We start from the raw sequence: 24,865 nt of genomic DNA, 5'->3' as shown, positions 1-24,865 counted from the left end.
GAGAGAATTTTAGCTTTTTAGAAAAGCTAGGTAGAGCATAAAATAATGAGACAAAGAGAATCAATATTTTACGCTCTACTAACTAAATTATGCTTGGATTACCCCTTGGGATGTACCAAAGTCATCTCTTCCACCAGATGCCCGGCACCCGCAAATTTGTCAATGATGAACAAGATGTATTTTACATCCACCATAATATTGCGACAGATGTCAGGATCATAGTTAATATCACTCATCGTGCCGTGCCAGGTGCGGTCGAAATTGAGACCGATGAGGTTACCATAAGCGTCGATGGCTGGAGAACCGGAATTGCCGCCGGTCGTATGGTTGGAGCCGAGGAAACAGACGGGTACCCGACCTTCGTCATTGATATATTCGCCAAAGTCTTTTGCTTCGTATAGTTCGCGCAGTTTGGCAGGAACATCGAATTCATAGTCACCGGGAACGTATTTTGCGATTACGCCATCCAGGTCTGTGGCAAAATCATAAGATTCCGTAGGACTCACGGTATAACCTTCCACTTTGCCGTACGTCACCCGCAGGGTGCTGTTGGCGTCGGGGTAAAAGCGGCGATCCGGGAAGACCTCCATTAATGCTGCCATGTAGCGGCGTTGAGCATCCTGAATTTGGTCGTTGATTTCGTTGTAGGGGTTGAAGATGGCTTTATTAGAGAAACCGAGAATTTCGTTGACAAACTGAAATGCGTAATCTCCTTGCAGCTGTTCAAAAAACTTAGCTGGGTTTTCGCTCAAAATTTTCAATGCTAAATCCCCTTTAGTAAGAAAAGAACTCCCAAAAATTTTATTCATCAGTACCTCTACGTTGCCACCAGCATATTCCAATTGATCAGTGGCGTAGGTAGCCTGGTGTTCTTTGGCTAAAGAGGTATAATAGACGCCCATGAGCGAGCTGGCGATGGTACGGTCAATTTCTGCGTCATAGTCCTTGTAAAATCCTTCCAGGGAGGCCGTGAGTGCAGGAATTCTATCCTCTAATGCTTTGAGGCCATTGCTTTTGTAGATATTCAGGTATTTATTGAGGCTATTGGCCATGCGAAACAGCTCAATATTGACGTACATGATCTCATTGACGTAATCCCGACTTACGGCAAAGGGCTCAATCTTATTGTAGAGGAAATCAAATTCTTTCAACAATTGACTGTATTCTGCGGGATGGTTGGGATCAGCCTTTACGGCTGCCAGAAATGCTTGTTCCATCATAACTCTTTTGGTAATAGCATCAGTGGCGATGATTCCCTGGCTTTCTCCTTTCCATTTTTTCCAGCTATTGGCAATTCTGGCTTGCTTGGCAGCATACTGGATTCGAGCTTCAGGTTTTTCTCTCATGGCTATGTCGAGCACGTGTAGTGATCGATCGCGAATGCCTATGCGGATCGGGTTGAGGGTGTTGACCATTTGATCAATAGCGACCGAAGGAAGGTATTCATTGGTACGGCCAGGAAAACCGAATACCAACGTAAAATCATCTTCCTTGACGCCATCCATGCTCACCGGCAAGTAATGGCGAGGTTTAAGAGGAACATTATTTTCACTATACGCTGCTGGTTTGCCATCGGGGCCAGCATAGATACGGAACAAGGAGAAGTCACCAGTATGTCTTGGCCATTCCCAGTTGTCGGTATCGGCACCGAATTTGCCAATGCTGGAAGGAGGGGCTCCGACCAGACGAATGTCATTATAGGTTTCGGTAACAAAAGCAAAAAACTGGTTGCCATTAAAGAAAGGCCGGATGACAATGTCTTGGTAATCCTCTCTTTCTATATCCCCTTTCATACGCTGGGTCACCTCTTCTAGAATTTTGGCAAGATCACTGTTTTTTGCTTCTTCCCCTTCGGGAATATATGCTTTTACGGCCTCAGTTACATCCTCGATTCTAACAATAAAAGTAACGAAAAGACCCGGATTAGCTAACTCCTGGCTTTTGTTCATGGCCCAGAAGCCATCTTCAAGGTAGTTGTTCTCCAAGCTAGAGTGAGATTGGATTTGGCCAAAGCCGCAGTGGTGGTTGGTGAGTAAGAGTCCTTCTGAGGAAATTACTTCTCCGGTACAAAAACCGCCGAAGTGAACAATAGCATCCTTAAGACTACCCTGATTGACACTGTAAATGTCTTCCGCAGTCATTTTCATGCCCATGGCCTGCATCTCGGATTCGTTGAGCTGGCCAAGCAAGAGGGGCAGCCACATACCTTCTCCCGCGAAACTGGTAACGCTGAGGGTGATGACCATTAATGCGGTCAAAAGAAAAGATCTCATATAGATAAATTGGTTTACTTGAAATTTTACCGCAAGATAAGAACAATATGAAAGGATATGGGTAGACTTGATCCGTATTTTAGGGGGGCTGGGAGGACTATAAATGAAGAAAGCACCACTCGCATTGTGCTGAGTGGTGCTTCATTTGAAGGAAAATCTGTTAAAGGTTCGCTCTGAAAATCAACTCGTGTATAAGGGCTAGATGCCTTATGTTATGAAAACGCTGCTCGGAGTGAATATTTTTTCTAAAAAATACTATTGTGAAGTATTAATTACAAAATTGAGTCATAAAATCACCGTTCCCGTTGGTTTAGGGTACGTTTCGTAAAGGAAGACGGGATTATTTTGTTGATGAAAAAAGGAAAGCTATTTTTGTTACAGCGATTACGCTAAGACTATTGCGTAATATCCATTACGCTAACGAATTAATCATAGGGATGACTTTTGGGTCCTGTTAGCAGTTCGCTAACGGGGCTTTTTTTTGTGCTTCATGGTTATTGCGGCCCACCTCATCATGCTCAAGCTTCATTTTGCCCTTCCCTGATTTTTTGCAATCTTGTGATCAGCTGAACAAAAGCAGCCGTATTAACCCGTATGAAAACCCCTACATCCCTTTTACTTCAGCTGTGTGTACAGCTGTTCTTCCCTTTTTTGGCTATTGCTCAGCCTACCGTTACTCCACCAACTATTGATAGCCTTATCGAGGTTTCACGTGCTTACACGGCGGAGGCGGAATTTGAATTGGCCTTTGCCGCTTCGGCTGCTGCTGGGGAGATGGCCATGGCCTGCTGTGGGGAGCATTCGGTGGCTTATGCGAGTTATTGTTTTAACGAGGGGAGGATACGCTATTTCATGGGGCAAAACCAGGAAGCTATTCCCTGGTACCTGCAATCAAAGGAATTGAGGGCGGAATTATTGGGAACCATGCATCTGGATTATGGTAAAAGCCTGAATAATCTAGCCATCGTCTATGATGTGATGGGAGCGTTTGAGCAAGCAGCACCCATCTACCAGGAGGTTTTACGGATTCGGGAGCAGAGTGCAGGTCGTGAAAGTTTAACCTACGCCAATACCCTGCTCAATTTGTCGGGCCTCTACATGAATTTGGGGGATTATGAACAAGCAGAAATTTATGGATTATCGGCTAAAGAAATAAGAGAACGACTGTTAGGCACCTCTCACCCTGACTACGGCATGAGTCTGATCAGTTTAGGCAACTTGTATTACCTCACCAGTAATAATGCAAAAGCCAAAAATCTTTACCTGGAAGCCAAGGCCATCTACGAGGCCCAAGAAGAACTGGACCTTTACACTTATACTGATCTACTTCTTAATCTAGGGGCTTTGTATTTTCAGCTGAACGAGCTTGAACTTGCTGAACAGTATTACAATGAGGCCAAAAGCCTGGAAAGCGAATACATTGGCACCGACCATCAGGATTATGCCACCATTCTCAATAGCTTGGCCGTCATTTATGAATATACCGGGCGACTAACGGCGGCAGAAGAATACCTCCATCAAGCTTTAGCTATTCTGACCAATAATGGCCAAGCCAATGGGGTGGATTATGGTTACTTTTTACAGAATTTGGGAGATGTCTATTTTGCTCAAGGCAAGATTCAATTAAGCAAAGAAACGCAGCTACAGGCATTGACGATGCTAGCCTTTCATTTGAGCAAAAATCACCCGCGCTATTTACGCGGCTTAAAATCACTTGCCGAAAGTGAACAGGCTTTACAAGATTACCAAGCCGCTGCTGAAGCCCTGCGAGCTTTAGGTGAACTGGAAGAAAAAGGTCTCACCAGTGCCACCCGGCATTTCTCTGAAGAGGAATTGGCCAATTACACCGAGGACTACAAAAAGAACTTGTACTACTACTTTGCTTTTGCGGAACAATATCCACTGCTCGCCGACTTGGCTTATGATAAAATCATGGTCTATAAGGGCTTCCTTTTACAGGCTGCACTTCAGTTGAACCAATTGACCACCGTAGACAGTGCGACCAATGCTATGTATGAAGACTTACGGAGCGTTCACCAGCAGTTGGCAGCGCAGTATGCCTCACCATTGGAGGAGCAAGAAAATGTGGAGCAACTGGAAATGGAGGCAAGTTGGCTTGAAAAAGCATTGATCAGAAGAACGGCAGACTTTGGCAGTGCGTTACAGCAAGTTACCTGGAAAGAAGTACAAAATGAACTTCAAGCAGAAGAGGTGGCTATCGAATTTATTCAGTACCTGAGCACTAGTGATGGCCAGAAGTCGATGAAATATGCCGCCTTACTATTGGCCCAAAATTCGCAGTTGCCCCTCTTTATCCCTTTGTTTTCAGAAAGCAGTTTAGACAGCCTACTTCATAGTAAATCAGTGTCTAACGCTGCTATGATCAACGCCATGTACAGCAAGGACGCTATAGGAAATTTGTTGTACCAACTAATATGGGAACCAATAGCAGAGGCTTTGGACAAACACAGCGGTATCAAACGCATTTATTGTTCTCCTTCTGGCTTGCTGCATAGAGTCAATTTAGGAGCTATCCCTTCGCCTGATGGTGTTAGCTTGTCACGAAAGTTTGAATGGTACACGCTGGGAAGTACGCGGCAATTGGTTGTGTCAAGAAAAACAAGTACGGAAGAGGCCATGTCCGCAGCAGTGCTGTACGGCGGGATTAACTATGGAGATACTAAGCAAGAGGAGGTCACCCCGGATATGAACAGTACCTCAAGTAGAGGAAGGCACCTATGGGGCCCGCAAAACCAGTCCCTTGAAAACGATAAGGAGGGTGCCTATTGGCAGGAACTTCCCTGGACGGAAGTAGAAATAACGATGGGCAAAGACTTGCTCGTAGAAGCAGGCTACCCAACCAGGGTACTGATGGGAAAGGACGCAACAGAGGCCTCCCTGAAGGATTTTGGTAAAGCCAGGCCGTCTCCTGGCATTCTTCACCTGGCGACGCACGGCTTCTTTTTTCCGGACCCCGAACAAATTCCTGGCGTAGATGAGCTGGCTTTCCGTAGCTCGGAACGCTCGATGATTCGTTCTGGATTGGTGCTGGCCGACGGCAATTACGCCTGGAGCACTGGCCGCCCCAGAGCGCAAGGCGGAGAAGATGGCATACTGACGGCCTACGAAGTGAGCAAAATGAATCTGAGGGAAACCGAACTGGTCATTCTTTCAGCCTGTGAAACAGGCTTGGGAGATATTAAAAGCACAGAAGGCGTCTATGGCCTACAGCGTGCCTTCAAAATTGCCGGAGCGCGCTACCTTATTATGACCCTCTGGCAAGTGCCTGATTATCAGGCCCAGGCTTTTATGACTACTTTTTACATAGCGTGGTTGGAGGAAGGAAAGTCTATTCCGGAAGCATTTCGCGCAGCACAAGCTTACATGCGAGCACGCTACCAGGATCCTTTTCTATGGGCAGGGTTTGTGCTTTTGGAATAAAAACCGCATTGGGACTTACCTTATAGCTTGCCAGGTACATTAAGTAAAAAGACGGAAATAACTGCCCCCCATTTTTTCTACCGATTCGCGAATATTTTCACGCAAGCTCCTTTTAGTCGCTTGCTTAGAAAATTTTAGCGAATCAAAAATGGGGGCAGTTATTTTTAATCCGTCACTAACCAGCGTACTTGAATCATTCATCTGATTTATTTCATACACTATAAAATAATCAAACCAATGGCCAACGATCCTGTATTCAATGAAGGAGACAAAAAGAAAGTTAAAGTCGTTCAACCCAAAGCAGCCGATCCAGGGTTTGGTTGCTTTCTGGAAACCGAAGATGGAACGCCTTTTGATAGTAAACTTAATATAACGATTACAATTACTGATAATACCGTATCACCTAAAAAAGACTACGTCACTGTATTGCAGGTTAAAAGTGAGGTGAAAGAGCCAAAGCTGCCGATTATTGCACCATTTGGCGATCAAAACTGGTTGAACCCGTCAATTAGTATGAAAAATCTTCCTTACAAAGTAGAAGTAGAATTTCTGGATGCTACAACTCCGTACACCAGTGAAGCTACAGGGGACGTAATGATAGATCAGGGAGTATTTGAAATTTCTATAACACCAATCGCAGGCCCGCAAAGAGCCTTTTTCCACATCTTCAAAGGATTAAAAATGCTATTTGGCTTAGATAGGGCTTGATAAAACAATGAAAGTTGTTCAACAACCAGAGGATAAGATCAATTCAAAATGCTATTTTGGAACAACAATCACCTTGTCTCATATTCAAAATTATCCATTATGAAGTTATTTACTTTTACCAATTCCATCATGCAGCGCAGTGCTGCTTTGGTGGTGATCTTAATGCTGATCACATCCATTAGCCTCCAGGCTCAAACACCTAAAGTTGCTTTTGTGGGTGTTACCCGAACCAGTAGCCCCGACGGGTTTTCTTTTGTAGCGGGAGAAGCCATCGCCGAGGGGACGGTTATTTACTTTACCGATGAAGAATGGCGCAGCACATGTGGCGCTTTCCACTTTGACAACCTCTGTGAGCTTGTTGACGATGGGGAACCTTATATGATCTATACCTCCCCGACGGGAGGTTTAGCTGCGGGAGATGTGGTCTTTGTCAGTGAAACCAGTACCGATGTACTTACCGTAACCGGCGCAGGAGGCACTATTTCATTAGGGGGCAATGGCGGTTTCTCATTGTCGGCCAGTGATGTCCTGTTTGCCTTTGATACCTCTAATCCTGTCGATCCATTGGACAATGTGAGTGCCATCTATGCGGCCTTGAACCTCACGGATGTATTTGATGGGAGCGACCTCATCGGGGATGACCCCCGTGCTGATTTCCCCAATGCAGTAGTGACAATATTAAATGCTTCAGATGGAGAATACAACCCCAGCTTGCGCAGTAACCCGGCAGATGCCATGGCCATTATGAATTTGGCCAACTGGAACATTCAAAACCCCGCAGCCAACCTGGCCCTGTCGACGGTGCCTTTTACGGGAGGGGTGGATTTGAGTAGTGCTTGTATGCCGGTGATCAACGGAATAACCGTTATTGAATGTCCAGATAACCCTAGTGGGGTTTTTACGTTTAGTGTAGATGGTGCGCTCAATGGTGCTACGGCTTGGGGAGCCACTAGTACAGAATCAGCAACTTGTGGTAATTACATTCCTCAGCTAACATTTACCGAATCTATAGAGTTAAGTTTTCTCCCCCCTACAGCTTCATTTGTTATTTTTTCTATAGGCTCATGTCAAGCGGAGCAAGTTTGCTATAGCTTCGTTCCGTCAGAACTATTAGGTATACCTGTCTTCAGCTTAGCTACGACAACGTATAACGAATTGGATGGTATCCAAACAGGATTGGGTGGGGCTACTCCAGTGGGAGGCACTTACAGCGGTCCCGGTGTAACAGATGATGGCAATGGGATGACTTTTTCCTTTGATCCAGCTGTGGCTGGTGTTGGCCCACACAGTATTACCTACACTACTGCTAGTGGAGCCTGTGGCAGTAACTTTAGCACCTCTGTATCTGTAACCGTAGTAGCCCCTTCCATCACATTTCCTGCACTGGGAACCGTTTGTGAAGGTGCTGGTATTCAGACCATAACTGGTGGTGCTACACCAGTAGGTGGTGTTTACAGCGGCAACGGCGTCACGGATAATGGCAATGGAACCAGCTTTACCTTTGATCCTGGTATCACCGGGGTAGGATCGACCAGCCTAAGCTATACTATAGGGAGCTCCACCGCTAGTAGCACACTTACGGTCGCTGCTCTTCCAACCGTTATGTTCACCAGCAGTCTTAGCACAGTGGGTGTAGATGCTGGCTTACAGACGAGCATCTCAGGTGGAAACCCCGCAGGCGGAGCCTACAGTGGTCCCGGCGTCACGGACGAAGGTAACGGCCTGAGCTTCTCTTTTGATCCAGCCGCAGCGGGAGCGGGGGAAGTGATTGTTACCTACACATTTACGGATGGTAATGGCTGTTCTGACAACCAGAGCGATGTGATCACCGTCACGGATGTGCAACTGGCGGGCGATATTTGCGTAGATGCTATTGATATTAATCCGCTGTTCGACGGTCCTTTAAATGAAGCCTTGGTTTCCACTATCCAGGACAATACGGGTTACAATCCCGACAATGACCCTGGTGCTGGCTACGAATGCTGGTTTGGTGATGAACCCTTACTGAACAACACCATTTGGTATGCCTTTACCGGCGATGGGGAAAAATACAGTATTCGTTCTATCCAGTGTGACACCATAAATCCCATGATCAATACGGACACCCAGTTTGCCCTTTACAGCGGTGATTGCGCAAGCCCTACAGCCGTAGCATGTAACGATGATGAGGATTTTAATAACCAGGTTTATAATTCTTACCTGGAGATCGTTACCGAACCTGGGGTTGAATACCTACTCATGGTGGATGGTTACGTGGCTGCAGCCGATTACAGTGCTATAGGTAGTTTCTGTTTGGAAGTGACTTTGTTGGAGTCTGTAGGCGTTACAGACTTGGCCAGTACGGACTTAAAAGTGTATCCTAACCCAACGAGCGGCGAGTTGCAGTTGCCTCAAATAGCTATGGATAGGGTAGAAGTGTATAACGCTACCGGGCAATTGGTATTAAAGCGTACCACCGTAGAAAATACCATTGATTTGGCCGCACAGCCAGCCGGATTATACCTGCTTAAAATCTACGCTGATGGCGTAATTTATTCCTCGAAAGTGGTGAAAGAGTAAAAGGTCTCACCTTTTGAAACAGCAAGAAAGCTCGTCAAGTCAATGGCACTTGGCGAGCTTTTTTATTGTACTTAGCGTGTATAATATGAAAATAACACCCTTCGTCACTTACCTCTAAAGATCGTATTGACATAAATTAATACAAATAGTTCAATAACTACTCATGAAAAATACGCTCTTGACTGGCCTCTTTATTACCGTTTGTATATTTTTTCTAAATGGACAAAATACCAATTTAGTTACCAATGGTGCCTTTAACGGTAATCCTGCTTTTACTGCTTGGCAAATTGAACAGGTAGAGCGGAGTACTGCGAGTCAATTACAGGGAGGAAACCCTGGCGGTTTCATCTGGTTAAATCAAGAAGAAGGAATTACTGATCCCGCCCTTTTTCAACAAATTCAAGGGTTAACAATCGGTACACAGTACACCATCAATGGAGATTATCGCGCGGGAGCAGCAGCTGCCAACTGTCAATGTCCAGGCATTCATGTGCTGGCAATAGATATTGATGGAAAAGAAACAATCACTTTTCCCATGCCAGCAACCCTCAATCAATGGATACCATTCACGGCTGTATTTACGGCTACAAGTGCCAGTCATCAAATTCGTTTTCGCGCTGAAATTAACGGAACGGATGGAGATGTCGCCTTGGATAATATTAATGTCGTGCCTAAAATGGCAGATTGGTACTTATTAAAAAAAGCAGTAGAAGATAGAGGGCGGTAGTAGGTTTATTTTGCTACTTTCGAGAAAATTCTTCCTTCATGATTCGTCCATTTCAGCTTGTCGATATTGAGCGACTCTTACAGCTCTTTCGTTGGAATACCCCCCAGTATTTTGGAGAAGAGGAATTGGCACATTTTGAGACTTTCTTAAGAAGCGCACCCACTGATTTTTACGTCATGGAGGTAGATGCCATCATAGTGGGTTGTGCTGGCTTTGCTTATCAGAAGGATACCTGCACCGGACAAGTTTCCTGGTTTGTCTTTCATCCTGAATACCAAGGACGGGGGCTTGGGCGACAAATCCTGAATTTCTGTCTGGATCAGTTGGGGAAGCATCAGGAAATGCAAAAAGTCATCGTTCGAACTTCTCAATTAGTAGAAGGCTTTTTTAGCAAAGCAGGTTTCAAAACAACGTATATAGAAAAAGATTACTGGGCACCTGGTTATGATCTTTATCTTATGGAACAGAGGTATCCCCGCTAAATATCCAGCAAAGTAATAACATCACCGATCACTTTCCTACGGTTTGATCTGTAGCGTCAATCGTTTTAAAAATTGCGGTAGTGATCTCCTTTTTCGGAGCAATTAGACCTATATTTGCGCGCTGTACCAGAAACAACTTTCCCCAGGAATGCTTGTTTCGTAGACGTATTACCTAACTGACCAAATTCCAAATTAATGGATATCAAGCAAGAAGCCTTACACTACCACGCCAAAGGACGACCCGGAAAAATAGAGGTCATTCCTACCAAAGAAACGGCCAACCAGCGAGACCTCTCCTTGGCCTATTCTCCTGGCGTTGCCGAGCCTTGTCTGGCGATTGAAAAGGACGTCAATGATGTTTACAAATACACAGCAAAAGGCAACCTGGTAGCTGTTATCAGCAATGGTACTGCGGTCTTGGGATTAGGAGATATTGGTCCCGAAGCCAGCAAACCAGTGATGGAAGGAAAGGGACTGCTTTTCAAGATATACGCCGATATCGATTGTTTTGATTTGGAATTGAATACCAAGAACGTCGATGAGTTTATCCGGACAGTAAAGTTGCTGGAGCCTACCTTCGGTGGTGTCAATCTGGAGGATATTTCAGCTCCTGATTGTTTTGAAATCGAGGAGCGCTTAAAAGAGGAGTTGAATATTCCAGTGATGCACGATGACCAGCACGGCACAGCTATCATCAGTGGAGCGGCTTTGCTGAATGCGCTGGAAATTGTGGAAAAAGACATCAGCGAAGTTCGGATTATTGTTAACGGAGCTGGCGCTTCGGCGATATCATGTACCCGTATCTATGTTTCCTTGGGCGCCAAGAAGGAAAACATCTTCATGTACGATAGCAAGGGACTCATTCACCCTGATCGTGATAATCTTGACGGAAAAAAATCAGAGTTTGTCAATGGTTCTATGCCGGCCGATACTTCCCTGACAGATATCCTCAATGGTGCAGATGTATTCATCGGTTTATCACGAGGAAATGTTTTGAACAAGGAGATGATCAAGGACATGGCCGCTAACCCTGTCATTTTTGCTATGGCCAATCCAACTCCAGAAATCAGCTACGAAGATGCCACCTCAGCCCGTCCAGACTGTATCATGGCTACTGGGCGTTCGGATTATCCTAATCAGGTGAATAATGTTCTTGGTTTCCCTTTCATCTTTCGGGGTGCGCTCGATGTACGAGCTTCGGAAATCAACGAAGAGATGAAGCTGGCGGCTGTTCGTGCGCTGGCGGATCTGGCAAAGAAGCAGGTGCCGGAAATTGTCAACCTTGCATATAGCAGTACCAATTTGACCTTTGGTCGCGATTATATCATACCCAAGCCGGTTGATCCTCGTTTGATCACGACCGTTGCTCCGGCAGTGGCCAAAGCTGCCATGGATTCGGGCGTGGCAAAATATCCGATCACCGACTGGGAAGCTTACGAATTAGAGTTAGGAAAACGCTTGGGCAATGACAATACGCTATCGAAAATCATTGAAACCAAAGCTCGTCAAGATCGCAAACGAGTCGTCTTTGCCGATGCGGAAAATGTGTCGGTATTAAAGGCTGCGCAGGTCGTCATTGAAGACAAAATAGCTGAGCCCATCCTGTTGGGGAACCATGAAGTCATTCGTGCTATTACGGAGGAACACGGTATCGAAATTCCGCAAAGCATTCGCATCATCGATCCTCGCCAGCCCGTTGATGAAAAAGAAAAAGCAACTCGTGACGCTTACATTCAGAAGTTGTACGAGAAACGCAAACGTAAAGGCGTCACTATTCTGGAAGCGGAAGAGCTGATGCAGGACAAGAATTATTATGGTTCGATGATGGTAGAAACGGGCGAAGCCGACGCCATGATCAGTGGTTTGAGTCGTAAGTACCCTAATACACTTCGGCCGGCACTACAAATTATTGGCCCCCGTGAAGGTGTGAAAAAAGTAGCGAGTACGCATATTCTACAGACACGTTTTGGACCACTCTTCCTCGCCGATACTACCGTTAACCATTTCCTCAGCCCGGAAGACATTGCGGACATTACCGAGCTTGTAGCAGAGCAAGTAGAAACCTTTAATATTACCCCAAAAATAGGTTTGGTGACCTACTCCAATTTCGGTTCTGTGCCCAACGGAGAGTCTGCTATCCTAATGCGCGAAGCTACCGCCATTGTTCACAAACGGCATCCCGAGTGGATGGTGGATGGTGAAATGCAAGTTCACATGGCACTAGATCCTCAATTGCGGCAGAAGTATTACCCCTTTTCCAAGTTGGGAAATGAGCGCGCCAATACCTTGATCTTCCCCAGCCTTTCGGCTGCCAATATTGCTTATAACTTATTGGGCAATGCCGCTGGAATGGACATCATCGGACCAGTAATGCTGGGCTTGAAGAAGCCTGTGCATATTTTACAGATTGGTGCCAGTGTTCGGCAAATTGTCGATATGGTAGGTATCGCAGCTATTCACGCGCAGATGATTTAACTCAAAGAGTAAGGAGACACGTGTAGCTACACTATCACTATGAGTAGTAGCGAGACTTTTATAGTGACAAATGTTATGCTTCCTTTTTGCTGTTTGTTTGTAACTTTATGGGCAATAAATAGGGTCAAATGATTAGTCTTGCTGAAGCTTATGGAATTGTCCAGAATAACGCACATGGTTTTGGTGCCGAAACTATTCCCTTGGCGCTGGGCATTGGTAGGGTTTTGCAAGAAGACTGGCATGGCGATCGGGAGTTGCCTCCCTATGATCGTATCACAATGGACGGCATAGCTATTCACTATGATACTGCTGTTCAATTGGATCATTTTCGTGTAGCAGGTGTTGTGGCAGCAGGGGATCCTGAGTCAGAACTTACTAATCTTGCGGAATGCTTGGAAGTCATGACGGGAGCCATGCTACCTCGCGGCTGTGATACGGTTATTCGTTACGAAGACGTGGATATCGTTGACGGTGTAGCAAGGATCAATGTAGCTTACGAGAAAGGGCAGAATATTCACTACCGGGGAGAAGATCGAGCAAAAGGTGAACTCTTGGTAGAAAAAGGAACGCTACTTTCGGCCAGTGAAATAGGAGTAGGAGCAAGTATTGGGAAAGCAAAAATTACGGTTGCACGTTTACCTAAAACCATCATTGTTTCTACGGGCAACGAATTGGTAGAGATCGACCAGCAGCCAGCTGCTCACCAAATTCGGCGCAGTAATGTCTATCGTTTGCAAGCGAGCTTACAACATTTAAGTGTTCCTGTTGATACGGCTCATTTAGTAGATGACGAAGAGAAGATCGTTGAGAAGTTGAAAGGCTTTTTGCGAGATTACGATCTGATTGTTCTCAGCGGAGGTGTTTCCAAAGGCAAATTCGACTATTTACCTACAGCACTTGATCGTTTAGGCGTCACTAAATTATTCCATCGGGTAGCTCAGCGACCAGGGAAACCCTTCTGGTTTGGTCATGACCCTGATTTCAAAGCGACGGTTTTTGCCCTTCCTGGCAATCCGGTTTCATCTTTTATGTGTACCCAGGTGTATTTGTTGGATTGGCTACGTGCCTCCTTGGGGATGCTCATTCCAAAGCGCCCCTACGGTATTCTTCAGGATGATGTGACATTTACACCCGACCTTACCTATTTGTTAGAAGTGAAAATCAGTTATAACGAGCAAGGTCAGATTCTCGCTTACCCCAGAAAAGGACATGGATCGGGAGATTTAGCCAACCTTCTACATGGTGATGCCTTTATTCGATTGGAAAGAGGGCAGCAACATTTTCCCGCAGGTACTGTACACGAATTATTCTTTTATCGATGAAAACGATTAAAAAGGAATGATCACTAGTTTAGCGATTAGAACCATTCTTATTTAACCACCGTGAATTATGAAAAACTATTTTTTACTATTTGCAATGCTTCTGGCAGTACTTGTTTCCTGCCGAAAGGCAGAAACAGCTGACCAGCCAGCAACTACGGTGGAGCCACGTGGCGCTGAAAATATCGCCTATAAGTGGAGTGAAATGGCTATACTGGGAACGGCCAATGATACCGATCGTTTCAAGCCCCGGCCAACCATCACCTCGCGTTATTTGGGCTTGATTTTTGTATCCATTTTTGATGCTTGGTCACGTTATGACGAAAAAGCGACCCCTGTTTATCTTAGTGGAGTTGAGCGTCGGCCTGCCACCGAGCAGGATCTTAAAAACAAGGAAACTGCCATCAGCTACGCAGCTTTCCGTACACTAAGTGAATACTACTTTACGGATAAGGAAATTTTTGCTAATTACATGCGTGAACTAGGTCTTGATCCTGACGATATGTCTACAGACCCAACTTCACCGATTGGTATTGGCAACCTTGCCGCTAAAGCCGTTATTGAAGCGCGTAAAGGTGATGGGTCTAATCAATATGGTGAAGAAGAAGGCTCTAATGGCCAACCTTATTTCAACTACGTAGGCTATGCTCCCGTCAATTCTGCCGACGAGAATGTAGACCCCAACCGTTGGCAGCCCAAATACTTTGCGGATGGAAAAGGAGGTCGCTTTGCGCCCGAATGCCTAACGCCTTACTGGGATAAAGTTCAGCCTGTAGCCCTTAAATCAGGCGATCAGTTTCGCCCTGGTCCTCCACCAATGATTGGATCAGAGCAATTGGAGGCTGAGGTGAAAGAAGTAATGGAACTTCAGGCAAACCTGACGGACAAAGACAAAGCACTCGTAGAATTTATGCGTGATGGCCCCCAATCGGTACAGCAGGCTGGTCACTGGCTGAAATTCGCACAGGAAGTTTCTCGTCGTGATAATCACACCTTGGACGAAGATGTGAAGATGTTCTTTTACAATCAAGTGGTTGCGATGGATGCCTTCATTGCTTCCTGGGATTCCAAGATGTTTTATGATTACGCACGTCCTTACGCATTGGTACACAAGTATTACGAAGATCAAAAGATCAAAGCCTGGGGTGGCGAAGGCAAAGGTATTGTAGAGATGGACGGTCAGCAGTGGCGTCCCTATTCACCAGAAACGTTTTTGTGTCCTCCATTCCCTAGTTACACTTCTGGTCATAGTACGATCAGTGGTGGCTGCGGTGAGGCCCTTAAGCGTTGGACGGGCAGTGATGAGTTTGGCAGCAGCGTGACGCTTGTTGCGGGTGCTCTCACGGAGCCAGATAACCTTGGCGATACCGTCGTCATCGAGTTTCCTACATTTACGGAAACGGCTGAAATGGCGGGCTGGTCACGCGTAATGGGTGGCTACCACATTCAGGCAGATAACGTTGCAGGCCTCCAATTAGGTCGTGATGTTGCTGGTGAAGTATGGAAATTCTACCTTAAGCATATCGGAGAAGAGGAAAAGACTGCGATGTAGTTTTTGAAGATAAAGTTTTTTGTCAACAGGCTTCTAGGTGGACTTACCTAGAAGCCTGTTGTTTTTTTTGTGAGCTGTTTTTGTGGCTGTCCATCTTTTGTCCATGCTGAAAATTAGGACTTTGGGCAAGAGCAGAGGTAGTTTTGGCTAGTCAAATATTGACACCAAAAATTTGTGGTGACTTACGCCGGTTGGGCTGCAGACTGATCGGTAGTAAGTTGCAACAAATTCAAAACCACAAAAATATTAATTATGAAACAGCGTAATTTAATTTTTACCAAAGCACTGAAGACCCTGGTATTAGTAGCCTTTTTCTCGACCTTCACGGCTTGTGTCGTAGACAAGGATGACGATACGCCAGTAGAGGAAGAAGTTACCTTCAGAGTCGAGCTACTAAAAATAAGGGCACTTGAAATCAAGGAAGGAGAGGGCGATAACCTGGAAATTTATGGGAAAATAGGCTCGAAATTGGTCAGAGGCAACCTTACGGAAGACAATCCCCTCTGGACACAAGCAGATACGGAAGCTCTTCCAGTAGGACTGAGTGACTATCCTTTGTCTGCTGTTGTTACCTATACCGTAGCAACTGCGAATATAGCAAGTAGCAATCTCATAGTTGAAGCGGACTTGTTCGATTATGATGGTGGCGGCACTAATGCCCCTGAAGACTTGGGTAAAGAAGCAATTACTACACCATTGAGTAGTATCACTTCTTCAGTAACTTACGATATCGTACTGAATGACTCAAGCGGACAATTTGTTCAAGTGACTTATTCAATTACTCGTATCTAACAAGTGTTTAACCAATTTTTGGAGTTGTGCTTGTTCCTGTTCCACATGCTGGTTAGCCAATTCCCGGAGATTTTTTACTTGTTTGAGAGAAGCATCATCCATGCTGGTGTTAGTGCCTATTAGCGGAGGATCGATGCGAAAATAATGATGGTTTCGGGAAGTCCTTTCGAGGGCTTCCCGTATTTGTTGTTCGGTACTTCTTGCTTTGGCGGAACTTCGAATGTACAGCAGTGGCTTCCACGCGTTGAACAGTTACACCGGGGCTAAGAGGAGCTTTCAAACCGTCAACGGTTACATAAAGGGGATAAGTGGCAAAAAGCGCAAAAGGGAAAGCAAGCATCATGAGATGAAGGAAAATATAGTGTGTTTGTTTTGCCTTGAGTTTGCTAAAAAATTCAGATATTCGGTGCGGAACAGAATAGCTTTTTTTAAGCTTTTTAAAAAGAATATTGCCAAAGTATCGTTACCTGGCAAAGATTCTTCCGTCTCAAGAGCGTATTCCTAAAAGGATACCATTAGAAAAACACTTTTAATTCACAGATAAAGTATTAATTATGGCTTTCGAAGTATTCAAAAATGATTCTGGAAAATTCTATTTCAATCTCAAAGCAACCAACGGTCAGGTGATTCTTTCCAGCCAAGGTTATGCTGCCAAGTCGGGTGCAATGAACGGCGTTCAGTCGGTGATCAACCACGCAAAAGACGATGCAAACTTTGAGCGTAAGGAAGCAAAAGATGGTTCTCCATTCTTTACCTTGAAGGCTTCTAATGGCCAGATTATCGGAAAAAGCCAGATGTACAAAGCAGTAGCTACTATGGAGAATGGTATTGAGTCTGTTAAGAAAAATGCAACTGCTGATGCAGCAGTGAAGGACTTGACGGTTTAAAATATGCCTTCTTGATTTTTGCTATCAAATTAGCACTAACCCCTCTGCCTGTATTATCGGGCAGAGGGGTTTTCTATTGTTTTTACTGAGTATCATGTTTATTTCATTGATCTTTCAAAAATCCGCAGCTACCTCAAAACTCACCATCTCCTTGGTCACCGGATGCTTGAAAGTGATGGCGGCGGCGTGCAGGTGTAGGCGAGTCCCTATCTGTCCGTAAAGGTCATCACCGATAATGGGGGCATTGAGGCCCAGGGTATGCGCTGCGTGGACGCGCAACTGATGGGTACGGCCCGTGATGGGAAAAAAGTGTACCCGGGTTTTTCCGTCCTTCCGATCTATTACTTTCCAGTGCGTTCGTGCAGCTTTGCCGTGCTCATAACAAACCATCTGCCGAGGGCGGTCGTCAATATCGAGTCGTAGCGGAAGATCAATGGTTCCTTCATCTTCCGCTACTATTCCATCTAGTAGTGCTTCGTAGCGTTTACTAACCGTACGTTTCATAAAATGGCGCTGGAGAAATTTGTAAACATCCATGGTCTTGGCGATAATCATCAGACCAGAAGTCGACATATCTAGCCGGTGAGCAACCATGGGTCCAGTCGCTTCAGGATATTTTTGTTTCATCCGCCACTGAATAGAATCTTGTATGTGGCGGCCGGGAACCGAAAGAAATTCAGGAGGTTTGTTGATCAGCAGCAGGTGTTCATCTTCATAAACGACTGGAATGTCTTGCACCTGATTACGGTTGCTGAGCATGGGGTTGTCATCCAACGCCATACCCGCCAACATGTGACCTAAAATAGGCTCGCATTTACCCCGACAGGCAGGGTAAAAATTGCCATGTTTTCGAACTTCTGATTTAGGCGACTGCCCCCACCAAAATTCGGCCATAGTCACGGGTTGCAGCTGGTGCTCAAAAGCATATTGCAATAATTTTGGAGCAGCACATTCGCCGGCACCAGCAGGTGGCTTTTTCAGTGCGGTATGCTTGAAAATATCTTGTAGGCTGCGTGTTTCTCCAGCTTGATTCAAAAATCGATATTCGGCAAAAAGCAACTGCTGTAAGGCGTTGGAGCGGTTTTTCCGTTCCTCCTTGAGCTTGTCGATCTCTGATTGATAATGATCGTGCTGTTCCTGCGCTTGGGCTACTCTTTCTGTCCAGTGCTTTACGAGGTCTTTGAAATAAAACTGGTGCTGAAGGCTTTCCTGTCGCAAGGTCTCGTTAAATGCCACAAACTCCTTCGCCTCCATGGTTATTCGTGCATTCTCTCGGTTTACTTTGCGAGCTTTTTTAGCAGCTTTCATTTGTGCGCGGAAACCTTCCACCTTCTCGGTCGCTTCGTCCTGCGTCTGGGCCAATGCCTGGCGGGCTTGCTCCAAGGCTGGAGCCCTTTCCAATTGCTCAATTTGATCATTGATCTGATTGAGAATGTCCATGCCAGTCAGAAAAAAGCTTCCTTCGTTGAGCATGTCGAAAAGCGGTGGCACAAAGCCGGGATGTTGATTGCTTTCCGCCAATTTTCCAGAAAAAGCGGAGAGGTAGCCCAATGTTCCTGATTGATCTTTGACCACCAGTACCCCAAACATTTTGCCAATAGCATTATCTTGTTTGTTGTCGTCACTGCCGAAATTATGGGTCCAATCGGTTTGAGTCAACAAATGTTCCTGAAGTTCTTTTGCAGCGATTAAAGCCAGAGGATGTGGCTCGTAATAAAAGGGGAAGGTAAACTTCTCAGGAAGTTCAATGCTGGAAATAGCTGAACGAAAAGCAGTGAACAAAGTGGGTAAAGAGGAACGATTCGACAAAAGTAAGCAGGCTTTACTAATTTACAGTAACATAATGGATGCACAAAGATAGTTGATTCGGTGGTTTATTATGCCTTATAAAAAGCAGGTATATTAAATAAATGTAAAATTTACGCTTATATTTGTAGTGGTTTAAATTTAGGACATTGTACACATGGCGCAAAGAAGAGTTTTATTTATAATCTCCTTTGCGCCAGTTTTTGAAAAGAGATCACTCAAAAAATATTCAGTGCATTATGAAAAAGATATTCCCCCTTTTATGTCTTTTGATTTTGCTGGGCAGTGCTTGTGAAACCGACAAGGAACGTCCTGATTTTACGCCCCCCACACCAGCGCCCGAGCAGCCATTCCTTCGAGGGGCAGATCTTTCTTACGTTAATGAGATGGAAGATTGTGGTGCGGTTTACCTGGATGCTGCAGGTGCCGCAAAAGATCCTTATACCATTTTTAAGGATGCAGGAACTGACTTGGTACGTCTTCGGCTTTGGTACCAGCCCGACTGGACTGATTACTCCAACTATGCAGACATTGTCAAGGCTATTGCTCGTGCAAAATCTGCAGATATGAAAGTGCTCCTTGATTTTCATTATTCCGACGATTGGGCGGATCCTGCCAAGCAGGAAGTACCTGCTGCCTGGTTGCCCGTTGTAAATGACATGACAGCATTGGGTGATTCTGTTTACAACTACACTTTTCGGGTGTTGAGCCAATTAAATGCCCTTGATTTACTGCCCGAATACGTACAAGTGGGCAACGAAACCAACTCAGAAATTTTGCAAGATCCTGACGGTAGCTATACGACCATTAACTGGAACAGGAATGCTTTTTTATTGAACAAAGGTCTGTCTGCCGTTCGCGCCGCTGCTACTGCTGCGGACAAAGAAATAGCCACCATGCTTCATGTAGCTCAGCCTGAGAATGCCCTGTGGTGGTTTGCAGAAGCTAAGGAAAATGGCTTAACGAATTTTGATTGGATCGGCATTTCTTACTACCCCCTGTGGTCAGATGTAGCATTGAATGATTTATCAGCAGCGATCAGCACCCTTACCACGACTTACAACAAACAACTCATGGTCGTTGAAACGGCTTACCCCTACACCTTGGATAACCTCGACGGAGCCAATAATATTCTGGGAGAAGATGCTGCGGTACCAGACTTTCCGATCAGTGAACAAGGCCAATACGATTTCCTCAAAGCCCTCGAAGAAAAAATTACTGCGGGAGGTGGTAAAGGCTTGGTCTATTGGGAACCTGCCTGGGTCTCTACTTCCTGTTCCACTCGCTGGGGGCAAGGCTCCCATTGGGACAATGCTACTTTATTTGACCAAAATAAGCAAGCCCTAAAAGGAATGGATTATTTCGCTGGTGAGTAATTTGCGTATTGATTTATTTATGCCCTAACCATAGATTATGCTACCTGTAAAATCGCCCATGCTACTGTTTTTGTTGTTTGCTTGTCTGTTTACGCTCCGTGCACAACAGCGAACGATTGTGACCCTTTCTGATGGTTGGAAATTTAAACAAGGAGCAAGCAAAGATGCTCCATCCATTAACCTGAAAGATGCCGCTTGGGAAAAGGTTAGCGTGCCCCACGACTGGGCAATTTCCCAGCCATTTATTTTGGATGGTAATGGCAGTACCGGAAAGCTTCCCTGGCAAGGAGAGGGCTGGTACCGTAGGGATTTGGCAATTCCTGCTACGGCTGCTGGCCAGCGCATGTATTTGATTTTTGACGGAGTGATGGCCTTCCCTAAAGTATATGTCAATGGCAAGTTGGCTGGAGAGTGGGATTATGGCTACAACTCGTTTTATGTAGATATTACCGACTATGTTATACCTGGCGGTAAAAATATCCTGGCTGTGCATGCGGATACGCGCAACTTCGACAGCCGCTGGTATCCAGGGGCAGGTATTTACCGTAAGGTACAATTGCTTACCGTCGCACCCGTACACGTAGCCATCTGGGGCACTTACGTGACCACGCCAATCATTAAGCCTAACTACGCAGATGTGAGGGTCAGCACCCAGGTCAATAACTACGGGGAAGAACGTTCTGACATCACCGTTGAGCACGAGATATTGAGTGATGGTGGGCTAGTGCTGGCCAAAGGTACCTTCGGTAAGTCGATCAACGCTGGTCAGCAGTCTACCCTGGAGACTACACTTACAGTACTTGACCCTATCCGCTGGGATATTGATAATCCCTATTTGTACCGCCTACTGACAAGGGTGCTAAAAGACGGAGTGGTCGTAGATGAATACAGCACCCATTTTGGTGTCCGTACCATCCGTTTTGATCCTGATCACGGTTTCTATCTTAATGATCGGCGTGTACAACTCAAAGGTGTCAACCTCCACCATGATCACGGCCCACTCGGCGCGGCTTTTTACCCACGGGCAATGGAGCGCCAGTTGGAGATCATGAAATCAATGGGGGTAAATGCTATCCGTAACAGCCATAATGTTGCCGCTCCTGAATTGTTGGAGATGTGTGACCGTATGGGCCTATTGTTTTTTGACGAAGCTTTTGATAAATATGACGCCAAAGCTGGCATCCTTGAGGACACTGATTTTGAAACCTTCGCCCAGCGAAATATCCACAATTTCATCGTGCGTGACCGCAATCATCCCAGTGTGTTTTTATGGTCGGTAGGCAATGAAATTCCCGACGTTCAGAACAACGATAACAATGGCTTCCAGCGCTTGCACACTATGGTCAATTATGTACGTAAGTACGATCCTACCCGCCCGGTAACGCTGGTGAATGACCAACTGGGCAATGCTGCCCGCCGGCATTTTGACTATTATGATGTACACAGTTGGAACTACGGTCGCCGCTACCGACTGGCTCGCCAAATGGAGCCCAACAAGTCGGTGATTATTAGTGAGTCGGCTTCTACCTTGAGCACACGTGGCTTTTACGAGTTGCCCTTGCCGGAAGACAAAACGGCATTCACAAAATCCTTACAGGTAAGTTCCTACGACCTCAATGCTCCCTGGTGGGCTGAGATTGCCGACGATGATTTCATGTGGCAACAAGACGAGCCCTACATTGCCGGAGAATTTGTCTGGACTGGTTTCGACTACCTCGGCGAACCCACGCCTTACGACAATACCACCGTAAAAGAAATGGGCTTTACGGACGAGGCCGCTTCGCGTAGCTCCTATTTTGGTATCGTTGATCTGGTGGGCATCCCCAAGGATCGCTACTACCTCTACAAAAGCTACTGGCTGCCCGAAGAAAACATGATTCATATCCTTCCACACTGGAACTGGCCCGAGCGGGTGGGGGAGGCGGTTCCCGTCTTTGTGTACACCAATGGTGATGAGGCGGAATTGTTCCTCAACGGAATATCACAAGGCCGCCGCCGCAAGCAACCCAAGTCTGATAACTCGGTCGACCGCTTCCGCTTAATGTGGAACGATGTGATTTACGAACCAGGCGAGTTGCTGGTCGTGGCCTACAAAGCAGGCCGCAAGATGGGCGAGCAGCGTCTGCAAACGGCTGGTGAACCTACCCAACTTAGGCTTACCCCCGATCGTAATACCATCAGCAAAAATGGCCAGGATCTCAGCTACGTCCTCGTAGAAGCCCTCGACGCCAAGGGCAATTTAGCCCCACTGGCCATGGATAACATCCAGTTGGAGCTCACCGGTGCGGGTACCATCGCCGGAGTTGGCAACGGCAACCCCCAATCGTTTGCACCCTTTCAGGCTACGGAAGTAGCGCTATTTTACGGCAAAGCCATGGTGATCTTGAAGAGCAGTCCGCAAGCCGGAAAGATGAGACTGAAGGCCACTTCGCCAAAGCTGGCTGCGGGGGAGACGGTGATTGGGGTGGAGTAGGGGGATTGAGTAGCAATAGACAAAATAGCTATTGTTTATGGTGCTTGCTGAGGAACTATTTTCTCAACGAATCAGTATAGTAGGCGAACCTATTTTGTACCAATGAGGAAATTAGCATCTCTCCAAAGAATTACCGCGCTCGAACCCATTCCAAATGCGGACAGTATCTTGAAAGCTACGGTTTTGGGTTGGCAACTGGTCGTTAAGAAAGGGGAGTTCTCCGTAGGAGATCTTTGTGTTTATGTTGAAATTGATAGTATTCTACCCGATCGTCCTGAGTTTGAATTTCTCAGAGCGAAGAGTAATCGAATTCGTACGGTTCGTCTACGTGGTCAAATCTCGCAGGGCGTTTGTTTCCCCTTGTCTATTTTACCTGACAGCGTTGAAGTAGCGGAAGGCCTGGATGTTACTACGGTACTGGACATCGAGAAATATGAGCCACCGATTCCTGCACAGTTGTCGGGGATTATGAAGGGAGGTTTTCCTTCTTTTATTCCGAAAACAGATGAAACGCGCGTACAAATTTTAGCCGACTTGCTAGAAAAGTATGAGGGTGAACGCTGCTTTATTACCGAAAAACTGGATGGTTCCAGTGTTACCTACTACTGGAATGAAGGTGAATTTGGGGTGTGCAGCCGGAACATGGAGTTGGAGAAATCCGTAGATAATTCATTTTGGAAGGTGGCGATCGACTTGGATATTGAGGCCAAACTTAAACAACTCGGACAGCATATTGCTATTCAAGGGGAATTAATTGGAGAAGGTATTCAAAGCAATAAGTATAAGCTAAAAGGCCAAACCGTCCGGTTTTTCAATGCTTTTGCCATTAGCAATAATCAATACCTCGACTATGTGGATTTTAGAAAGCTATTGGAGGCCCTGGCACTGCCAATAGTACCCGTTTTAGAGGAGAATTTTTCCCTGGTGTCAGATATCAATACCTTGGTTGATTTGTCCGTGGGAGGCTCCGTTTTGAGAAAAGAAACACGACGAGAAGGTATTGTTATCCGTCCATTAAAAGAGCAGATCGACCAAATCGGTCGAGTTTCTTTCAAAGTGATCAACCCTGGTTTCTTACTGAAGTATGAGGATGCTTAAGGAACTAATGGATGTCGGTTCATTACAATTTTGTAATGACGCTAAAAAAAAGCACCTGCCAGACGCTAGTCTGATAGGTGCTTTTGTGTAAGTGCCGAAGGGCGGGACTTGAACCCCTGTCCGACTGTCCAGGCGGGCCTGTCCGACTGTCCAGGCGGGCGCACGCATTGCTGCACACGCCTCTGAAATTTAGAGATACTTTTCTTTAATCCATCTTCTGCCAGCGGCTGATTTGAGATATTTTTCGCGTGTTCTGGCTTCGTTAGAGTCATCAAATGCTTCTGAATGGATTATCATAAAAGGAGCATAAAATTGAGTAGAAGAAGTGTTTCCCCGATTATGCTGATTTAAGCGTCGTTCAAGGTTTTGGGTCATCCCAGTGTAGCGAAAATTGTGATTTAACGACTGTAAAACGTAGACAAAATACATTCCATAATGAGTTAAACGAAAAAAGCCGCTCAAAAATGAGCGGCTTTTAGTGCCGAAGGCGGGACTTGAACCCGCACGCATTGCTGCACACGCCTCTGAAACGTGCGTGTCTACCAATTTCACCACTTCGGCGAGACCGCATTCTTTTGCGGTGCGCAAAGATGGTAAATACCGAATTGTTCTCCAAATTATTTTTGAAAGAAATGTGTTTTGTTGTAGCCTGCGTTGTGTTCATTGATCCTTCTGTCAATGTTATTGGTTAGTCCAACGTAGATATAATTGCGATCGTGAGATTTTAATGCGTAGACAAAGTACATAGGTTTAAAAATAAAAAAAGCCCAATAGACTGGTCTATTGAGCTTTTAGTACCGACGGTGGGAATCGAACCCACACTCCCGAAGGAACTGGATTTTGAATCCAGCGCGTCTACCAATTCCGCCACATCGGCTAATGAGGGTAAAAAGATGA

17 protein-coding genes and 2 tRNA genes are annotated in these 24,865 nt (G+C 45.7%); 13 read left to right on the top strand and 6 right to left on the bottom strand.

What is annotated here, in order from left to right:
• Positions 1-98 precede the first annotated feature (98 nt).
• A complete protein-coding gene (locus tag AB0L18_RS24685; RefSeq protein ID WP_367389994.1) occupies positions 99-2,273 on the bottom strand; it encodes a S46 family peptidase in 2,175 nt (724 codons plus the stop codon).
• Between the two features lie 594 nt (positions 2,274-2,867).
• On the opposite strand from AB0L18_RS24685, the gene AB0L18_RS24680 reads away from it, so the two are divergent.
• From AB0L18_RS24680 to AB0L18_RS24635, 10 genes are all read left to right on the top strand, one after another.
• Complete coding sequence (locus tag AB0L18_RS24680; protein ID WP_367389993.1) at positions 2,868-5,714, top strand: CHAT domain-containing protein; 2,847 nt, start codon at positions 2,868-2,870, stop codon at positions 5,712-5,714.
• Positions 5,715-5,951: 237 nt separating this feature from the next.
• Positions 5,952-6,422, top strand: coding sequence for a hypothetical protein (locus tag AB0L18_RS24675; RefSeq protein ID WP_367389992.1), 471 nt, complete (start codon positions 5,952-5,954; stop codon positions 6,420-6,422).
• A gap of 99 nt (positions 6,423-6,521) precedes the next feature.
• Positions 6,522-8,981, top strand: a complete 2,460-nt coding sequence (locus AB0L18_RS24670; RefSeq protein WP_367389991.1) for a T9SS type A sorting domain-containing protein — start codon at positions 6,522-6,524, stop codon at positions 8,979-8,981.
• 163 nt (positions 8,982-9,144) lie between these two features.
• Positions 9,145-9,708: a hypothetical protein gene (locus tag AB0L18_RS24665; protein ID WP_367389990.1), complete on the top strand. Its 564-nt coding sequence runs from the start codon at positions 9,145-9,147 to the stop codon at positions 9,706-9,708.
• 38 nt (positions 9,709-9,746) lie between these two features.
• On the top strand, positions 9,747-10,190 hold the full coding sequence (locus tag AB0L18_RS24660) for a GNAT family N-acetyltransferase (protein WP_367389989.1): 444 nt from the start codon (positions 9,747-9,749) through the stop codon (positions 10,188-10,190).
• A gap of 195 nt (positions 10,191-10,385) precedes the next feature.
• Complete coding sequence (locus AB0L18_RS24655) at positions 10,386-12,665, top strand: NADP-dependent malic enzyme (protein ID WP_367389988.1); 2,280 nt, start codon at positions 10,386-10,388, stop codon at positions 12,663-12,665.
• A gap of 128 nt (positions 12,666-12,793) precedes the next feature.
• Complete coding sequence (locus tag AB0L18_RS24650) at positions 12,794-13,987, top strand: molybdopterin molybdotransferase MoeA (protein WP_367389987.1); 1,194 nt, start codon at positions 12,794-12,796, stop codon at positions 13,985-13,987.
• Between the two features lie 67 nt (positions 13,988-14,054).
• Positions 14,055-15,536, top strand: coding sequence for a vanadium-dependent haloperoxidase (locus AB0L18_RS24645; RefSeq protein ID WP_367389986.1), 1,482 nt, complete (start codon positions 14,055-14,057; stop codon positions 15,534-15,536).
• 252 nt (positions 15,537-15,788) lie between these two features.
• Positions 15,789-16,328 (top strand): hypothetical protein, encoded by a 540-nt coding sequence (locus AB0L18_RS24640; RefSeq protein ID WP_367389985.1) that lies wholly within the window; start codon positions 15,789-15,791, stop codon positions 16,326-16,328.
• A gap of 554 nt (positions 16,329-16,882) precedes the next feature.
• Positions 16,883-17,215, top strand: a complete 333-nt coding sequence (locus tag AB0L18_RS24635) for a YegP family protein (protein WP_367389984.1) — start codon at positions 16,883-16,885, stop codon at positions 17,213-17,215.
• A gap of 114 nt (positions 17,216-17,329) precedes the next feature.
• Here the strand turns inward: AB0L18_RS24635 and AB0L18_RS24630 are convergent, their stop codons facing one another.
• Positions 17,330-19,024: a pseudouridine synthase gene (locus AB0L18_RS24630; RefSeq protein WP_367389983.1), complete on the bottom strand. Its 1,695-nt coding sequence runs from the start codon at positions 19,022-19,024 to the stop codon at positions 17,330-17,332.
• A 236-nt stretch (positions 19,025-19,260) separates the two neighbouring features.
• Here AB0L18_RS24630 and AB0L18_RS24625 point away from each other — a divergent pair, with 236 nt between their 5' ends.
• The 3 genes from AB0L18_RS24625 (at position 19,261) to AB0L18_RS24615 (ending at position 23,968) form a co-directional block, all read left to right on the top strand.
• Positions 19,261-20,397 (top strand): arabinogalactan endo-beta-1,4-galactanase, encoded by a 1,137-nt coding sequence (locus AB0L18_RS24625; protein WP_367389982.1) that lies wholly within the window; start codon positions 19,261-19,263, stop codon positions 20,395-20,397.
• 37 nt (positions 20,398-20,434) lie between these two features.
• Positions 20,435-22,870 (top strand): glycoside hydrolase family 2 TIM barrel-domain containing protein, encoded by a 2,436-nt coding sequence (locus tag AB0L18_RS24620; RefSeq protein WP_367389981.1) that lies wholly within the window; start codon positions 20,435-20,437, stop codon positions 22,868-22,870.
• A 102-nt stretch (positions 22,871-22,972) separates the two neighbouring features.
• Positions 22,973-23,968: an RNA ligase (ATP) gene (locus AB0L18_RS24615; protein WP_367389980.1), complete on the top strand. Its 996-nt coding sequence runs from the start codon at positions 22,973-22,975 to the stop codon at positions 23,966-23,968.
• A gap of 189 nt (positions 23,969-24,157) precedes the next feature.
• Here the strand turns inward: AB0L18_RS24615 and AB0L18_RS24610 are convergent, their stop codons facing one another.
• The 4 genes from AB0L18_RS24610 to AB0L18_RS24595 all read right to left on the bottom strand — a co-directional run bounded on the left by AB0L18_RS24610 (position 24,158) and on the right by AB0L18_RS24595 (position 24,845).
• Positions 24,158-24,397: a GIY-YIG nuclease family protein gene (locus AB0L18_RS24610; protein WP_367389979.1), complete on the bottom strand. Its 240-nt coding sequence runs from the start codon at positions 24,395-24,397 to the stop codon at positions 24,158-24,160.
• A 50-nt stretch (positions 24,398-24,447) separates the two neighbouring features.
• Positions 24,448-24,529 (bottom strand) — tRNA-Leu (locus tag AB0L18_RS24605).
• A 56-nt stretch (positions 24,530-24,585) separates the two neighbouring features.
• On the bottom strand, positions 24,586-24,714 hold the full coding sequence (locus AB0L18_RS24600; protein WP_367389978.1) for a GIY-YIG nuclease family protein: 129 nt from the start codon (positions 24,712-24,714) through the stop codon (positions 24,586-24,588).
• 49 nt (positions 24,715-24,763) lie between these two features.
• Positions 24,764-24,845, bottom strand: a tRNA-Leu gene (locus tag AB0L18_RS24595).
• Positions 24,846-24,865: the final 20 nt, after the last annotated feature.

Source organism: Lewinella sp. LCG006 (assembly GCF_040784935.1).
GTDB lineage: Bacteria > Bacteroidota > Bacteroidia > Chitinophagales > Saprospiraceae > Lewinella.
The sequence above is the reverse complement of the archived record's forward strand: the minus strand, read 5'-3'. Positions and strand labels throughout refer to the sequence as shown.

Coding starts and splice junctions, on each gene's coding strand:
- AB0L18_RS24685 (WP_367389994.1), bottom strand. CDS start 2,273: ATGAGATCTTTTCTTTTGACCGCATTAATGGTCATCACCCTCAGCGTT.
- AB0L18_RS24680 (WP_367389993.1), top strand. CDS start 2,868: ATGAAAACCCCTACATCCCTTTTACTTCAGCTGTGTGTACAGCTGTTC.
- AB0L18_RS24675 (WP_367389992.1), top strand. CDS start 5,952: ATGGCCAACGATCCTGTATTCAATGAAGGAGACAAAAAGAAAGTTAAA.
- AB0L18_RS24670 (WP_367389991.1), top strand. CDS start 6,522: ATGAAGTTATTTACTTTTACCAATTCCATCATGCAGCGCAGTGCTGCT.
- AB0L18_RS24665 (WP_367389990.1), top strand. CDS start 9,145: ATGAAAAATACGCTCTTGACTGGCCTCTTTATTACCGTTTGTATATTT.
- AB0L18_RS24660 (WP_367389989.1), top strand. CDS start 9,747: ATGATTCGTCCATTTCAGCTTGTCGATATTGAGCGACTCTTACAGCTC.
- AB0L18_RS24655 (WP_367389988.1), top strand. CDS start 10,386: ATGGATATCAAGCAAGAAGCCTTACACTACCACGCCAAAGGACGACCC.
- AB0L18_RS24650 (WP_367389987.1), top strand. CDS start 12,794: ATGATTAGTCTTGCTGAAGCTTATGGAATTGTCCAGAATAACGCACAT.
- AB0L18_RS24645 (WP_367389986.1), top strand. CDS start 14,055: ATGAAAAACTATTTTTTACTATTTGCAATGCTTCTGGCAGTACTTGTT.
- AB0L18_RS24640 (WP_367389985.1), top strand. CDS start 15,789: ATGAAACAGCGTAATTTAATTTTTACCAAAGCACTGAAGACCCTGGTA.
- AB0L18_RS24635 (WP_367389984.1), top strand. CDS start 16,883: ATGGCTTTCGAAGTATTCAAAAATGATTCTGGAAAATTCTATTTCAAT.
- AB0L18_RS24625 (WP_367389982.1), top strand. CDS start 19,261: ATGAAAAAGATATTCCCCCTTTTATGTCTTTTGATTTTGCTGGGCAGT.
- AB0L18_RS24620 (WP_367389981.1), top strand. CDS start 20,435: ATGCTACCTGTAAAATCGCCCATGCTACTGTTTTTGTTGTTTGCTTGT.
- AB0L18_RS24615 (WP_367389980.1), top strand. CDS start 22,973: ATGAGGAAATTAGCATCTCTCCAAAGAATTACCGCGCTCGAACCCATT.
- AB0L18_RS24610 (WP_367389979.1), bottom strand. CDS start 24,397: ATGTATTTTGTCTACGTTTTACAGTCGTTAAATCACAATTTTCGCTAC.
- AB0L18_RS24600 (WP_367389978.1), bottom strand. CDS start 24,714: ATGTACTTTGTCTACGCATTAAAATCTCACGATCGCAATTATATCTAC.